We start from the raw sequence: 13,541 nt of genomic DNA, 5'->3' as shown, positions 1-13,541 counted from the left end.
AGCGATCCGGAATCGGGCAAAGTGCCTGATCCGGACGGTGATTGAGGACCTTAGGGTGCGCTTAAGGAAGGGATCGGGGACGGTTAAAGGCAGAGACCAATCTGCCGGGCCGGCGTCTTCGTACCGTCCCGCGATGCCCCCTTCGCACAGGTGCCCCGCCCAGCTGGATCCAGATCCGCACCTCCGTCCCGCCGAGCACCGACGACCCGATTCGCACGTCACCGCCCGTCGACTCCGCGAGCCGCCGCACGATGTCCAGCCCGAGGCCGGTCGAGCCGGCGCTGCCCGAACCCCGCCCGCGCGCCATCGCCGCCTCGGGGTCGGATATGCCGGGCCCCGCGTCCGAGACGAGCACGATCACCGCGTCCTCGCCGTTGTGCACGTCGACCGCGAAGGCCGTGCCCTCAGGCGTGTGCCGGAAGACGTTGCCGAGCAGGGCGTCCAGCGCGGCCGCCAGATCCGCCCGGGCCACGGGTATGCGCACCGGCCGGTCCACGCCGGCCACCCGTACCTTGCGGTCCTCGTCCTCCGCCAGCGCCGACCAGAACGCCATGCGCTCGCGCACCACCTCGGCCGCGTCGCACCCGGCGCCGGGACCGGCCGCCACCGTCTGCGGCTTGGCATCCCGGGCCGTACGGATGATCGTGTCGACCTCACGCTCCAGCTGGGCAACGGCGGTCCGGGTCTGCTCGGCGGCCGGACCGTCCCCGAGCGAGGCCGCGTTCAGCCGCAGCACGGTCAGGGGCGTACGGAGGCGATGGGACAGGTCGGCCGCCAACTCACGCTCGTTCGCGAGGAGTTGTACGACCTGGTCGGCCATCGAGTTGAACGCCACCGCCGCCAGCCGCAGTTCGTCGGGCCCCTCCTCGGGGACCCGGGCGCCCAGCTTGCCCTCCCCCAGCTCGTGCGCGCCCTCGACCAGGCGCTGCGCGGGCCGCACCATCCGCACGCCCAGCCGGTCGGCGACCGCGACCGACCCGACGACCAGCGCGAGGCCGACCCCGGCGAGCACCGCCCAGGCCGTGGTGAGGCCGTTGGTGACCGCGGAGTCGGGGACGTACACCTCGACGACGGCGATCTCACCGGAGCTCAGCGCGACCGGCTGGAGCAGGGTGGACCCGCCGGGCACCTCGCTGGTCGAGGCACGCCCCAGCCGCCGTACCGTCGCGATGTCGTCGGCGGCGGCGCGCCGGCGGCCGAGGTCGACGGCGGCCGTGTCGCCGGACGCCGGTATGTGCACGGCCATGCCCGCGTCCGAGCCGGCCGAGGCGACGACCCGCTCCAACTGGTCCCGGTCGGTGGTGATGGACAGCGCCGGGGCGACGGCCGCGGCCTCCCGCTCGGCGTTGGAGAAGGCGCGGTCGCGGGCCATCTCCCGGATGACGAGTCCGAGCGGGACGGCGAAGGCGACCACGACCATGGTGGTGACCGCCAGACAGACCTTGACGAGTGCCCACCTCATCGCGGCGGCTCCCCGACGGGTGGTTCCAGCTTCACGCCGACGCCCCGCAGGGTGTGCAGATAGCGCGGGTTGGCGGCCGTTTCACCCAGCTTGCGACGCAGCCAGGACAGATGGACGTCGATGGTCTGGTCGTCGCCGTACGACTGCTGCCATACCTCGGCGAGCAGTTCCTTGCGCGGTACGACGACTCCGGGCCGCCCGGCCAGGAAGGCGAGCAGGTCGAACTCGCGGCGGGTGAGGTCCAGGCTCACGCCGTCCAACTCGGCCTGGCGGCGCAGCGGATCGACGGTCAGGCCGCCGACGCGCAGCACGCTGGAGGGGGCGGCCTCCCCGCTGCCCGAGCGGGCCCGGCGCAGGACGGCGGCCATCCGGGCCGACAGGTGCTCGACCGAGAACGGCTTGGTCAGATAGTCGTCCGCCCCGGCGTTCAGCAGCCGGACGATCTCCGCCTCGTCGTCCCGTGCCGTGGCGATGATCACTGGCACGTCCGTGATGCCGCGCAGCATCTTCAGGGCCTCGGAGCCGTCCAGGTCGGGCAGTCCGAGGTCCAGGATCACCACGTCGAAACGGAAATGGGCGACCTCGCGCAGCGCCTCCAGTGCCGTGCCGACGCTGCGCACCGTGTGGGCGGCGTCGGTCAGGTGCCGGATGAGCGCCGAGCGTACGAACTGGTCGTCCTCGACCACGAGCACACTTGCCATGCGCCGCAACCTACGCCATGCGAGCGAGCCGGGTCCGGGCCTGTGGACAACTGGATGACTGGAGACTGGATGGCTCGCCGGCTGTGGACAACCGCACCGTGTGGGCAACTCCACCCCGCGCACAACCGCGCGACACGCCCGGGACGCGTGAGGCAGTATGGCCCGCGATGCGCAGAGGTCTCGTACACGTACTGGCTTGGTCGCTCGCCACGGGCGCGGCGGTCACGCTGTCGTGGTGGGGTGTTCACACGGTGATGGCGGGCACGGTGTACGACCGGCCGCGCGCCCTGCCCATCACGGCGGCCGACGCGACGACCCAGGAGTCGAAGCCGCTGGCGTCGTCGACGAATCGGCCGACACCGTCGAAGAGCGCCTCGAGCCCCTCGATCACCTCACCGAAGCCGACCGGGACCCCCCGCACACCGTCCCCCTCGAAGGCACCGACGAGGAGCACCGGTCCGTCCCCCACCACGTCGGGCCAGGTCAAGGGCTACGACACCGACGGCGGCCGTGTGGTCTTCGACATCGGCGAGACCTCCGCGACCCTCGTCTCCGCCACCCCGGGCGCGGGCTGGTCGATGCAGGTGTGGAAGACGGAGACGTGGATCCGGGTGGAGTTCAGCGCGGGCGCGGACCGGGTGTCGGTGTTCTGCACGTGGCACGACGGGCCGCCGCGGGTGGAGATCGGGAACTACTGACTCACCCGCAGGACGCCGAACGCCGAGCTACCTGAAAACCGAGGGCGGCGGCGCCGGTGACGCGACCGCCGCCGCGTCCGTGACCGGTACGGCACCACCCGTGAAGTCGGTCAGGGACCTGCCGTGTTCGACCCGGCCGGGGTGCGGGTCGGACGCGGCGCGGCGGGTCAGTTCCGCGACCGGGAGCGGCAGGTCGGCGGCGAGGAGGACGGCGTTGCCGAAGCGCTTGCCGCGCAGCACGGTCGGGTCGGCGACCAGTGCCAGCTCGGCGAACCGGGCGGCGGCGGTGGCGATCTGGCCGCGCAGATGCGCCAGCGGCGGCCCGTCGGCGAGGTTGGCGGCGTACCAGCCGCCGGGTTTCAGCGCCCGGCGGACCTCGTCGAGGAACTCGGTCGAGGTGAGGTGGGCCGGGGTGCGGGCGCCGCTGAAGACGTCGGCGATGACGAGGTCGGCCCATCCGTCGGGCACCTTGGCGAGCCCTTCACGCGCGTCGACGGACCGCACCCGGATACGGGCGCCTCGGTCCAACGGCAGCTCGCGGCGGACCAGTTGGACGAGGGCCGCGTCGCGCTCGACGACCTGCTGGGTGGAGCGCGGGCGGGTGGCGGCGGCGTAACGGGCGAGGGTGAGGGCGCCACCGCCGAGGTGTACGGCCTGTACGGGTCTGCCGGGCGGGGCGACGAGGTCGATGACGTGGCCGAGGCGGCGCTGGTACTCGAAGGAGAGGTAGGAGGGGTCGTCGAGGTCGACGTGCGACTGCGGGGCGCCGTCGATCAGCAGCGTCCAGGCCCGCGCCCGGTCCCGGTCGGGTATGAGCTCGGCGAGTCCGCCGTCGACGGTCTCGACGACGGAGGCGACGTCCGCGCCGGAGCGCCGGGGGTTCCTGGACTTTCCCACGAGGCCATTATCAGGGGGTACGGGCACTCCCACCCGCCCGCCTCGGCGGCCACGCGTCACCGACAGTTGTCGGCCGCCTCGATCAGCCGTGCCGCCTCGCCCAGCGCCGCCCGCAGCACCGCGGGATCGGTCGCCAGGTCCGCTTCTCCGGGCGGCAGGAGCCAGTCCGAGCCCTCGACCGGCGGCTCGGGGTTCAGGTTCAGGCTGAGTCCCCGGCCGTCGGTCTCCGTGCAGGTGCTTCCGGGCACGTCCCAGGCGGCCGCCGTGCCCGGCGGGACCACGAAGCCCAGCGTGTCGCTGCCGTCGTCGTGCAGTACGGGCCCGACTCCGTCACAGGCGCCCCGCCGCAGGATGTCGACCGCCTCCAGGCCCTGCCGCGCCGGAACCGTGACCACGTCGCAGCCCACCTCCGGCGGCTCGCTGAACTCTGCTGTCGGCGCGTGCCCCGCCGTCGTCGATGGCGTACGAGGAACGACGCTCTGGCTGGTCTCCATCCCGACCTCCACCACGGAACCCCTTGTGCAGTCCGAAGAGTTCAACGCGTCGCGACGTCAACGGCTACGGCGGAAGTCCGCCGCAAAGGATGGCAGTTCATGGCAGATCACGTATGAGATATCCGGTTTGTAGCCAAACACAGCGTGGCGGGTCCGCTACAGCAGGTACGTTCATGCCCGCCGGAGACAAGGGCACCACACGGATATTCGGTTCAACTCGTCCTCGTTCCGGCATGGTTCGACGGTTCGCACGGGAGGACCCGGCCATGGCGTCGTCAGAGCTGACCTCGTCCCAGCAGTACCCCAGACCACCGCGGCCGAATCTCGCGTTCCGGCAGTTGCGCGGACAGCGCTCGCCGGCCGAGTTCGCCGCGGCGGTACGACGGGCCGCCCGCGAGATCGGCGAGCGGGTCAGCTGTGACGCGCGTTATGTCGGACGGGTCGAGGCCGGTGAGATCCGGTGTCCCAACTATGCGTACGAACGGGTGTTCCTGCACATGTTCCCCGGCCGCACGCTCACCGACCTCGGCTTCGCGCCCCGCTCGTCCGTACGCGGACGCCGGGCGCGCACCGACGAGGACGCGCCCCTCGTGCACACCACGATCCCGGCGCACGCCACGAGTGAGACGTGGGGAGGCGACGAGCCGTATGTCCCACGAGACCCGCAGGACCCGTACGAGCCGTACGGCGCACAGCAGAACCACGAGAACGACGAGATCCACGAGGAGAGCGACGTGCTGCGTCGCGCATTCATGACCGGCGGGGGCGCCACGGTGGCCGCCGCCTCGCTGGGCCCCCTGGGGCTCACCTTCGACGCCGCGGCCGCGCCGCGTCCCGTCAGACGTGCCGGAGGGCACGAGGCGAACGCGCTCGAGGAAGCCGTACGCCGCATCCGGCTGCTCGACGACCGGCACGGCGCCGACGGCCTCTACCGGCGGGCGGCCGCCCCGCTGCGCGCCGCCTACGCGCTGCTCGACGCCGGTACGACCCGGCAGGCGACCGGCGACCGGCTCCACTCGGGCGCGGGGGAACTGGCCATCTCGGTGGGGTGGCTGGCGCACGACTCGGGGCGGTTCGACGACGCGCGCTCGCACTACGCGGAGGCATTGGCGACAGCCCGGATGGCGGGCGACCCGGCGCTGGAGGCGCACGCCTTCTGCAACACGTCGTTCCTCGCGCGCGACGCGGGCCGGCCACGCGAGGCGGTCCGGGCGGCGCAGGCCGCGCAACGTGTCGCGCGTCCCCTGGGCTCCCCCCGTCTGATGTCGCTGCTCGCGCTGCGTGAGGCGGGCGGCTGGGCGGGGCTCGCCGACCGGACCGGCTGCGAACAGGCCCTCGCGCGCGCGGTGGCCTTCTTCGGGCGGGGCCGCTCCGACGCCGACCCCGAGTGGATGAGCTTCTACGGGGAGGCCGAGCTGGAGGCCTTGGAGGCGCAGTGCTGGTCGACGCTGGGCAACTGGCGGCGGGCGGCGAGGCACGCCGGCCGCGCGGCCCAGCTGCAGGACCCGCACTTCACCCGCAACATCGCGCTGTACACGGCGGAACTGGCGGACGACCTGGCCCGCGGGGGCCTTCCCGACGAGGCCGCGGCGGCCGGGATGCGGGTGCTGGACCTGCTGGACCAGGTGCAGTCGTCGCGGGTGCAGACGATGCTGGCGGGAACGGCACGGGTGCTGCTGCCGCACCGTCGGGCGAGTGGGGTGTCGGCGTTCCTGGAGAGGCACGCGAGCGTGCCGCGCACGGCCTAGCCGGCGGGAACCCGCGGGCGTCCGGCCGCCCTTACGCCGCCAAGTGCCCCACGTCGTTCCAGCTCTCGATCGCCGGCTGCCCGTACGCCCATCCCAGCACCGACAGCGACGTCGGGTTGAGCCGGATCCGCGCCGCGAAGTCCAGCGGCAGTCCCAGCCAGCGCGCTCCTATGGAGCGGAGTATGTGCCCGTGCGCGAACACCAGCACGTCCCGGTCCGCCTCGCGGGCCCACGTCACCACCTCGTCGGCCCGGGCGGTCACCTCGGCCAGGCTCTCGCCCTCGGGCACGCCGTCGCGCCAGATGAGCCAGCCGGGCCGTACGGCCTGGATGTCCGCCGGGGTCATGCCCTCGTAGGCGCCGTAGTCCCACTCCATGAGCGTGTCCCAGGTACGCGCGCGTTCGCCGAAGCCGGCGAGTTCGCACGTCTCACGCGCGCGTGTCAGGGGGCTGGTGCGGACCTCCACCCCTGCCAGCCCGTCGAACGGAGCCCGGTGCAGGCGTTCGCCCAGCAGCTTCGCGCCGCCGCGGCCCTCCTCCAGGAGCGGCACATCGGTCCTGCCCGTGTGCTTGCCGGCCAGCGACCATGCCGTCTGTCCGTGCCGGGCCAGCAGGATGCGCGGTGCCATGGAGCGACCTTCCGGAAGAAATGAGAGGCGGAACCCGTCCATCATCGCGCACGCTGTGCGCGGGCAACCCGGGGGGCGATCTTTGCGTCTTGAGGGCCGGGGGCGCCCGAAGGAGGCGCACGCGTACACCGTAAAGTGGTTCGACCGGTCCACCGGGCGCCGCGACAAGAAGGGGGAGGCGATCGGATGCCACACGCCGAGACAGCTGGCGTGGAGGCGACGCCGCGGACCCGCCTGCGCTGGTGGACCGAGCTGCCGCTGATACTGCTGGTCTACGCCTGCTATTCGGCGGGCCGGCTCCTGGCCCGGGGCGATGTCAGCACGGCCGTCGACCACGGCCTGGCGATCCTGGACATCGAGAAGGCCCTGTACCTCAACGCGGAGCACCCCCTCAACCGCCTCTTCACCCGCGAGCCCTGGCTCGGCGTCCCGGCCGACTTCTGGTACGCGTCGCTGCACTACCTGGTCACCCCCGCGCTCCTGGTCTGGATCTTCCGGTCCCGCACCGTGCACTACCGCGCGGCCCGCACCTGGCTGATGACGTCGACCTTCATCGGCCTGATCGGCTTCACCCTGCTGCCCACCTGCCCGCCCCGGCTGCTCGCCGCGAGCCACGGCTTCGTGGACACGATGGCCCAGTACAGCTCGTACGGCTGGTGGGGCGGCGCGGCGAGCGCGCCGAAGGGCATGGGCGGCATGACGAACCAGTACGCGGCCATGCCGAGCCTGCACGTCGGCTGGGCGCTGTGGTGCGGGGTGATGCTGTGGCGGTACGGCGGGACGCGCCTGACGAAGGTGGCGGCCGTCGCCTACCCGCTGATCACCACGATCGTGGTGATGGGCACCGCCAACCACTACTTCCTCGACGCGGCCGCGGGCGCCGCCGTGATGGGCGTCGGGCTGCTGATGGCCCCGTACGTCATGCGGACCGCGGACCGGGTCCGGGCGCGGTTCGGGGTGGAGACCGCGCCGGTCGCCACGGCCTCCCGCGAGGCTGTCCCGGTGGGCTCCGGTGACGCGGCTTCCTCAATTGTCAGTGGCGGATGCCAGACTTCCGCGGGTGAGCGAATTCCACGGCAGCGCGAGTCCCGGTTCGGATCCGGAGCCGAGCCGAGTGCCTCTCCCCAGGACGCGGGGGACGGCGCTCCGGCACCGGCTCGCTGAGCTGCGCGGTCCCGACGTACCGGCCAAGGCGCTGGACGCGCGCGCCCTGGCCGCCCTCGCCGCCAACCCCGGCTGCAAGCGGCGCGCGATCCTGGACGGCGCCGGGGTGAACAAGGCGGCACTGGCGAGCGCGCTGGGTGCGCCGTCGGTGTTCGGGCAGTCGCAGTTCGCCTTCACGCGCGGCAACGCCTTCGAGGCCAAGGTCAAGGCGGACGGCGGCGCGGAGCTGCTGCGGCTGGTGCACGAGAGACTGGACCGCACGGCCGAGCCGCCCGCCCACGCGCGCGTGCCCGAGCTCACCGCGACCGGGCCCGAGGGCCGCACCGCCCGTACGGCACTGGCGCTGCGGGAGGCCACCGAGGCGCGCGGCGAGTGGACCCTGCTCGACCATCCGATGCTCGCGCTGGACGTCGCCGGCTCGCCCGCCTTCCTGGAGCCGGACGCGGTGGTCGTGCACCCGGACGGCAGCTGGACGGTCGTGGAGATCAAGTCCTTCCCGATGCTGGACGGTTCGGCGGACCCCGCCAAAGTCGGCGCGGCCGCCCGGCAGTCGGCGGTGTACGTCCTGGCGCTGGAGCAGATCGCCGCCCGGCTCGGCGCGGAGCCGGAGGGGCGCACCGGTGTCGAGGAGACGAGCGCGCGGAGGCCCGAAGGGTCGAGCACGGTCGTCTCCTCGACACCGGCTGAGGCGCCCCGGAGGCGGAGCGCCCCAGAAGGTGCCCCGCCTCCGCGCGTGCGCCACCGAGTCCTCCTGGTCTGCCCCAAGGACTTCTCGAACCTCCCCACCGCCTCGGCCGTCGACGTCCGCAAGCAGCGCGCGGTGACCTCCCGTCAGCTGGCCCGCCTCACCCGCATCGAGGACATCGCCGACACCCTCCCCGCCGGCACCTGTTTCTCCCCCGACCTGCCCACCGCCGACCTGACGGCGGCCGTCGAGTCGGTCCCGGCGACCTACGCGCCCGAGTGCCTGTCCGCCTGCGAGCTGGCCTTCCACTGCCGCGCCCGCTCCCGCGCGTCCGGCGCGGTGACGTCGCTGGGCCGCTCGGTGCGGGCCGAGCTGGGCGGCCTGACGACGGTCGAGGACGTGTTGTCGGCGGCCCGCGGCGAGTCCGGCGACCCGGACGACCCGGCGGTGGCGGCCCTGCGCCGGGCGGCGCTGCTGCGGGCCGAGGCCCTCGGCCGGGAAGCCGGGGCGCTCGGCCGTGCGGCGGAAACCCCCGGCCATGAGCCGGGAACCCTCGGCGCGGAGGCGGTGGCCCCGTGTCGCTGATCTCCACCCTCGCCCGCCTCGAAGCCGTCAGCACCGGCCGCGCCCAGCCCGCCGCCACCGTCCGCCACCGGCACCTGTCCGACCGCCCCCTGGTATTCGTACCGCTCACCACCGCGGGGGAGGCCGGTGCCCCACTCGGCGCGCTGGTCGGCACCGACCGGAATGCCCCGCACCTGCTGGTCGTACCGCAGCCCCGCGACCGCGACCTCAGGTTCGCGTTCCTGTCCGAGCTGGCGGACGTCGTCCTGCCGTACATCGACGCCCACGCCGAAGTCGTCGAGGCGGCCGAGCGCAATGAGACCGACCCGGAGACCGGAAAGCGGGTCAAGGTCGAGGTCGAGCTGTGCGCGGACGCCCCGCAGCTGATCGTGCCGAGCCGCGCGGGCATCGACTTCGTACGGCTCCTGGGCCGGTCCATGCGCTTCAGGCGTACGGCGGAACAGGACCCGGAGGCCCCCTATCCCGCGCCCCCGCGCGTGCCGCTGCTCGGCCGCTGGCTGACCCACTTCGGCGAGCGGGCCCGCGTACCCGGCTCCTCGCTGCTGCTCGCCATGACGGACGTACTGTCCCGGCACTGGGCGACCGGCCAGTCCACCCTGGAGGACCAGCACTTGGGCGCGCTCCTCGCCTGGATCGACCCGCCGGAGGACGAGACGGGCGCCGAGGCGGCCCTGCGGGCTGAACTCGCACGCGACCGCGAGGGCCAGTTGCTGTGCCCGCCGGCCGGTCCCGCAACCGACCCGGCGTTCGACAACAAGCTGCTCGCCCCCGCCATCGAGCGCTACGACCGCGCGCGTACCGCCCTCGCCGCCGCCGAGGACGGCTTGGAGGCCGACGACCGGCTCGGTGACCTCACCGCCGCCGAGCGGGAGATCCGCGCCCTCGTCGAGACCCGGACCCGGCCCACCTGGGACGCGGTGTGGCGCGGCCTGGACCTGCTGCGGTCCCACCTGCCCGAGGCCGGGCAGCATGTCGAGGAGCGGTGGACCCGCGACCGCTGGTCCTTCACCGGCCACCGCGACCGTGTCCTGGCCGGTGAGCCCCCGCAGCCGCGCCGCGACGACGCGGTCACCGCCGCCAACAAACTCGCCGCGCGCGAACGCGAACAGGCCCGCCTGGAGGCGCAGGAGGCGCTCGACGACCCGCTGGTGATGGCGGGGCGGCGGCTGGCCGGGGAGGCGTTCGCGGGCGAGGTCACCGAGGTCGTCATGGCGTACGGCGAGGGCAAGCGGCCGAGCCCGCGCCCGCTGGTCACTGTCCGCACGGACGACCGGCCGCATCTGGGCGAGCGGGCCAAGGTGTTCCGGTCGCTGGGCGGGAAACCGCAGTCGGCGGAGTTCGTCGGCCACGAGGCGGCCCCCGACGACAGCGGCGAGGACGGCGGGGCGCTGGTCGTGCTGCGCGTGCTCGACAAGATGGGCCGCGGCAAGGAGCCGGAGGCGGGATCCGTGCCGGAGAAGGGCGACCTGGTCTGCTTCACGCTGTTCGAGCACGAGCAGCGGGGCGGGGCCAAGCTGCCCGACCCGGAGCAGACGCCGTGGACGCACGGCGGGCCACCCGGGGAGCAGGAGTCCGAGGCCGCCGATCCCCTGACCGAGGAGGATGTGCTGTGACCGCCGTGTTCGACCCGGGTGCCGCGGCGACCGAGGCCACCGACGCGATCCTGAGCGACACGCTGCACGGCACCGCGCGCGGTGTCGTCGTCGACTCCCCGCCCGGTGCCGGCAAGTCCACGCTCGTCGTCCGCGCGGCCCTCGAACTCGCCGACGCCGGACGCCCGCTGATGGTCGTCGCGCAGACCAACGCCCAGGTCGACGACCTGGTGCTGAGGCTCGCCGAGAAGAACCCCGAGCTGCCGGTGGGCCGGCTGCACAGCAGCGACGCCGACCCGTACGACAAGGCGCTGGACGACCTGCCGAACGTGCGCAAGTCGGCTAAGGCGGGCGACCTGACCGGCCTCTCGGTCGTCATCTCCACGGCGGCCAAGTGGGCGCACGTCAAGGTCGACGAGCCCTGGCGGCACGCGATCGTCGACGAGGCGTACCAGATGCGATCGGACTCGCTGCTCGCCGTGGCCGGGTTGTTCGAACGGGCGCTGTTCGTGGGCGACCCGGGCCAGCTGGACCCCTTCTCCATCGTCGGCAGCGAGCAGTGGGCGGGCCTGTCGTACGACCCCTCGGCCTCCGCCGTGACCACCCTCCTCGCCCACAACCCCGAGCTGCCGCAGCACCGCCTGCCGGTGTCCTGGCGGCTCCCCGCGTCCGCCGCGCCCCTCGTCTCCGACGCCTTCTACCCGTACACGCCGTTCCGCAGCGGTACGGACCACGGCGACCGCCACCTCTCCTTCGCGGTTCCGTCGGACGGCTCGGGGCCGGACCGGGTGATCGACGAGGCGGCCGAGGCGGGCTGGGGCCTGCTGGAGCTGCCCGCCCGGCACACGCCGCGCACGGACCCCGAGGCGGTACGGGCGGTGGCGACGGTCGTACGGCGCCTCCTGGACCGCGGCGGCGCGGCGACGTCGGAGCGCTCGCCCGACCCCGCGCCCCTCACCGCCGACCGGATCGCGGTCGGCACGGCGCACCGGGACCAGGCGGCGGCGGTCCGGGCGGCACTCGCCGAGCTGGGCGTGACGGACGTCACCGTCGACACCGCGAATCGCCTCCAGGGCCGCGAGTACGACGTCACGGTCGTCCTCCACCCCCTCTCCGGCCGCCCCGACGCCACCGCCTTCCACCTGGAGACGGGCCGCCTGTGCGTCCTCGCCTCCCGCCACCGCCACGCGTGCATCGTGGTGTGCCGGGCCGGGGTGAGCGAGCTGCTGGACGACTATCCGTCGACGGAGCCGGTGCAGCTGGGGACGGTGGTGAAGTTTCCTGACGGATGGGAGGCGAATCACGCGGTGCTGGCGCGGCTTGCGGAACATCGGGTCGCGTGGCGGTCGTGAACGGACACGGCACGCAAGCGACCGACACGCGCCACAACGCCCCCATCCGCCTGAGGCGGCCGGGCCGGGGGGCGGCAGCGCGGCTGACCTGTCACGGCGCCCACTTGCGCGGGCGCGGGACAATGGAGTGTGGACCGGTTCACCGGGGGGTGCCGGGTTGCGGGGGTTGGTCGCCGGGGAGCAATGAGATCGGTGACGTACCAGATCGGTGATGCGGGAGAAGGAGAAAACATGGCGGAGCCCACGCCGCGTCGGAACGAACCGCGGCTACGCCCCGCGCCCCTGCTCTTCGAGCCCGCGGAGGTGGCCGCCGACCCGGAGCACTTCTTCGACCTGGAGTCGATCGACGACCCGCGGGCGCTGCTGGCGCGGGCGACCGAGCTGACGCAGGCGTTCCGGGCGGCGACGGACCGTGCGGTGGAGTTCCAGGCCATCGCGGCGGCCCAGCTGGCGGACCCCCGGCGGTTCGACCGGCTGACGCCCGCCGACATCGCCGCGCGGGCCGAATGGACCGAGGACTACGCCAAGAAGATGGTCGAGTTCGGCAGGGATCTCATGCGGGGGGTCGAGGGGCCCGGGCACGTCGACCCGGTGTGACCGGAGCCGGGCGGACTGGCGCGGGTGCCCCAAGGGCATATGCCAGGCGGGCAAGATACGCCCTGCCACCCCGCCCTGTCCCGTTTTCCGAGAACTCTCAGGAACCGCGCGCTCACGTTCGGTAGATGTATCTGCCATGAGCAGCACACGCAACGCCCCGCCCTCTCCCGCCCCCCTCACCGCCGCCTCCCTCACCACGGACGGCGCCGCCTGGCTCGCCTCCGCGGAACCGTATCCGCGCAGCATCCGGGCGCTCTGGGACGAGCGGCCGACGGCCCCCGTGGTCCTGGCCTGCGGTTCCGTGTTCGACATCGTGAGCGCGCCCGCGGTCTTCGGGCGCCGCATGGTCGACCAGCTGTGGGAGGAGGGGCCCGGCTCGGGACCGGTGGCGATGTTCCGGGGCCGGATGCTGCTGTTCGCCGCGCCCGGCACCGCCCAGCGGCTGCCGTCGCTGCTGCGGTGGGAGGAGTTCGGCCGTGCGGGCGACGTCCCGCCGCTGCTGTGCCACGGCACGGGAGACGCGGTGACCGTCCCGGCCGGGTCCGACGCGGACGACCGCTCCGGCTCCCGCTGGCTGGTCGCCCCCGACACCCGTAATCCCTGGTTACCGGGCCCCGAGGTCCTGCTCTGGGCGGCCGTGCGGGCGGCCCGCGCGGCCGTTCGGATATCGATTTTTCCCCACGCCGACCAGGGTGCTAATGTCTACGACGTCAGCAGGCGCCGCTAGCTCAGTTGGTTAGAGCAGCTGACTCTTAATCAGCGGGTCCGGGGTTCGAGTCCCTGGCGGCGCACAGACAGTGAAAGCTCCTCGCGAAAGCGAGGGGCTTTCGCATTTGAGATGGGCTCTCCTGGTCCAAGCAGGGGCGGCTGGGGGTCCCGGGGCCGGCGGCGAAGCCGCAGACGGTGAGATTCCCTCGCGGAAGCGAGGGGCTTTTCGC

13 protein-coding genes and 1 tRNA gene are annotated in these 13,541 nt (G+C 73.3%); 9 read left to right on the top strand and 5 right to left on the bottom strand.

Annotated features, from left to right (window positions below):
* Positions 1–61: 61 nt before the first annotated feature.
* Both ACIREI_RS07745 and ACIREI_RS07740 read right to left on the bottom strand, forming a co-directional pair.
* Positions 62–1,462, bottom strand: coding sequence for an ATP-binding protein (locus ACIREI_RS07745; protein ID WP_403328579.1), 1,401 nt, complete (start codon positions 1,460–1,462; stop codon positions 62–64).
* A complete protein-coding gene (locus tag ACIREI_RS07740; RefSeq protein ID WP_403328576.1) occupies positions 1,459–2,163 on the bottom strand; it encodes a response regulator transcription factor in 705 nt (234 codons plus the stop codon). Before ACIREI_RS07740 ends, ACIREI_RS07745 begins: the two co-directional genes overlap by 4 nt.
* A gap of 167 nt (positions 2,164–2,330) precedes the next feature.
* On the opposite strand from ACIREI_RS07740, the gene ACIREI_RS07735 reads away from it, so the two are divergent.
* Entirely contained in the window at positions 2,331–2,861 is a 531-nt protein-coding gene (locus tag ACIREI_RS07735) for a hypothetical protein (protein ID WP_403328573.1), read from the top strand.
* 27 nt (positions 2,862–2,888) lie between these two features.
* Here the strand turns inward: ACIREI_RS07735 and ACIREI_RS07730 are convergent, their stop codons facing one another.
* Both ACIREI_RS07730 and ACIREI_RS07725 read right to left on the bottom strand, forming a co-directional pair.
* Positions 2,889–3,758 (bottom strand): spermidine synthase, encoded by an 870-nt coding sequence (locus ACIREI_RS07730; protein ID WP_403328570.1) that lies wholly within the window; start codon positions 3,756–3,758, stop codon positions 2,889–2,891.
* Between the two features lie 56 nt (positions 3,759–3,814).
* Entirely contained in the window at positions 3,815–4,252 is a 438-nt protein-coding gene (locus ACIREI_RS07725; protein ID WP_403328568.1) for a hypothetical protein, read from the bottom strand.
* 266 nt (positions 4,253–4,518) lie between these two features.
* Here ACIREI_RS07725 and ACIREI_RS07720 point away from each other — a divergent pair, with 266 nt between their 5' ends.
* The gene (locus ACIREI_RS07720; RefSeq protein ID WP_403328565.1) at positions 4,519–6,000 is read left to right on the top strand and encodes a hypothetical protein; all 1,482 of its coding nucleotides are present in this window, start codon (positions 4,519–4,521) and stop codon (positions 5,998–6,000) included.
* A 31-nt stretch (positions 6,001–6,031) separates the two neighbouring features.
* Here ACIREI_RS07720 and ACIREI_RS07715 read toward each other — a convergent pair whose 3' ends face one another.
* A complete protein-coding gene (locus ACIREI_RS07715; RefSeq protein WP_403328562.1) occupies positions 6,032–6,628 on the bottom strand; it encodes a histidine phosphatase family protein in 597 nt (198 codons plus the stop codon).
* Between the two features lie 186 nt (positions 6,629–6,814).
* Here ACIREI_RS07715 and ACIREI_RS07710 point away from each other — a divergent pair, with 186 nt between their 5' ends.
* The 7 genes from ACIREI_RS07710 to ACIREI_RS07680 all read left to right on the top strand — a co-directional run bounded on the left by ACIREI_RS07710 (position 6,815) and on the right by ACIREI_RS07680 (position 13,394).
* Entirely contained in the window at positions 6,815–7,792 is a 978-nt protein-coding gene (locus ACIREI_RS07710) for a phosphatase PAP2 family protein (protein WP_403328559.1), read from the top strand.
* Positions 7,743–9,062: a hypothetical protein gene (locus ACIREI_RS07705; RefSeq protein ID WP_403328556.1), complete on the top strand. Its 1,320-nt coding sequence runs from the start codon at positions 7,743–7,745 to the stop codon at positions 9,060–9,062. Before ACIREI_RS07710 ends, ACIREI_RS07705 begins: the two co-directional genes overlap by 50 nt.
* Positions 9,053–10,675 carry a hypothetical protein gene (locus ACIREI_RS07700; protein WP_403328553.1) on the top strand — a complete coding sequence of 541 codons (1,623 nt, stop codon included), beginning with the start codon at positions 9,053–9,055 and terminating at the stop codon, positions 10,673–10,675. Before ACIREI_RS07705 ends, ACIREI_RS07700 begins: the two co-directional genes overlap by 10 nt.
* On the top strand, positions 10,672–12,006 hold the full coding sequence (locus ACIREI_RS07695; protein WP_403328550.1) for an AAA domain-containing protein: 1,335 nt from the start codon (positions 10,672–10,674) through the stop codon (positions 12,004–12,006). Before ACIREI_RS07700 ends, ACIREI_RS07695 begins: the two co-directional genes overlap by 4 nt.
* Before the next feature lie 231 nt (positions 12,007–12,237).
* Complete coding sequence (locus ACIREI_RS07690; RefSeq protein WP_403328547.1) at positions 12,238–12,603, top strand: hypothetical protein; 366 nt, start codon at positions 12,238–12,240, stop codon at positions 12,601–12,603.
* Positions 12,604–12,739: 136 nt separating this feature from the next.
* Positions 12,740–13,330, top strand: coding sequence for a bifunctional DNA primase/polymerase (locus ACIREI_RS07685; RefSeq protein WP_403328544.1), 591 nt, complete (start codon positions 12,740–12,742; stop codon positions 13,328–13,330).
* Positions 13,321–13,394, top strand: a tRNA-Lys gene (locus ACIREI_RS07680). The genes ACIREI_RS07685 and ACIREI_RS07680 overlap by 10 nt, the downstream gene beginning before the upstream one ends.
* Positions 13,395–13,541: the final 147 nt, after the last annotated feature.

The sequence above is a fragment of the Streptomyces sp. NPDC093591 genome (assembly GCF_044764885.1).
GTDB lineage: Bacteria > Actinomycetota > Actinomycetes > Streptomycetales > Streptomycetaceae > Streptomyces.
The sequence above is the reverse complement of the archived record's forward strand: the minus strand, read 5'-3'. Positions and strand labels throughout refer to the sequence as shown.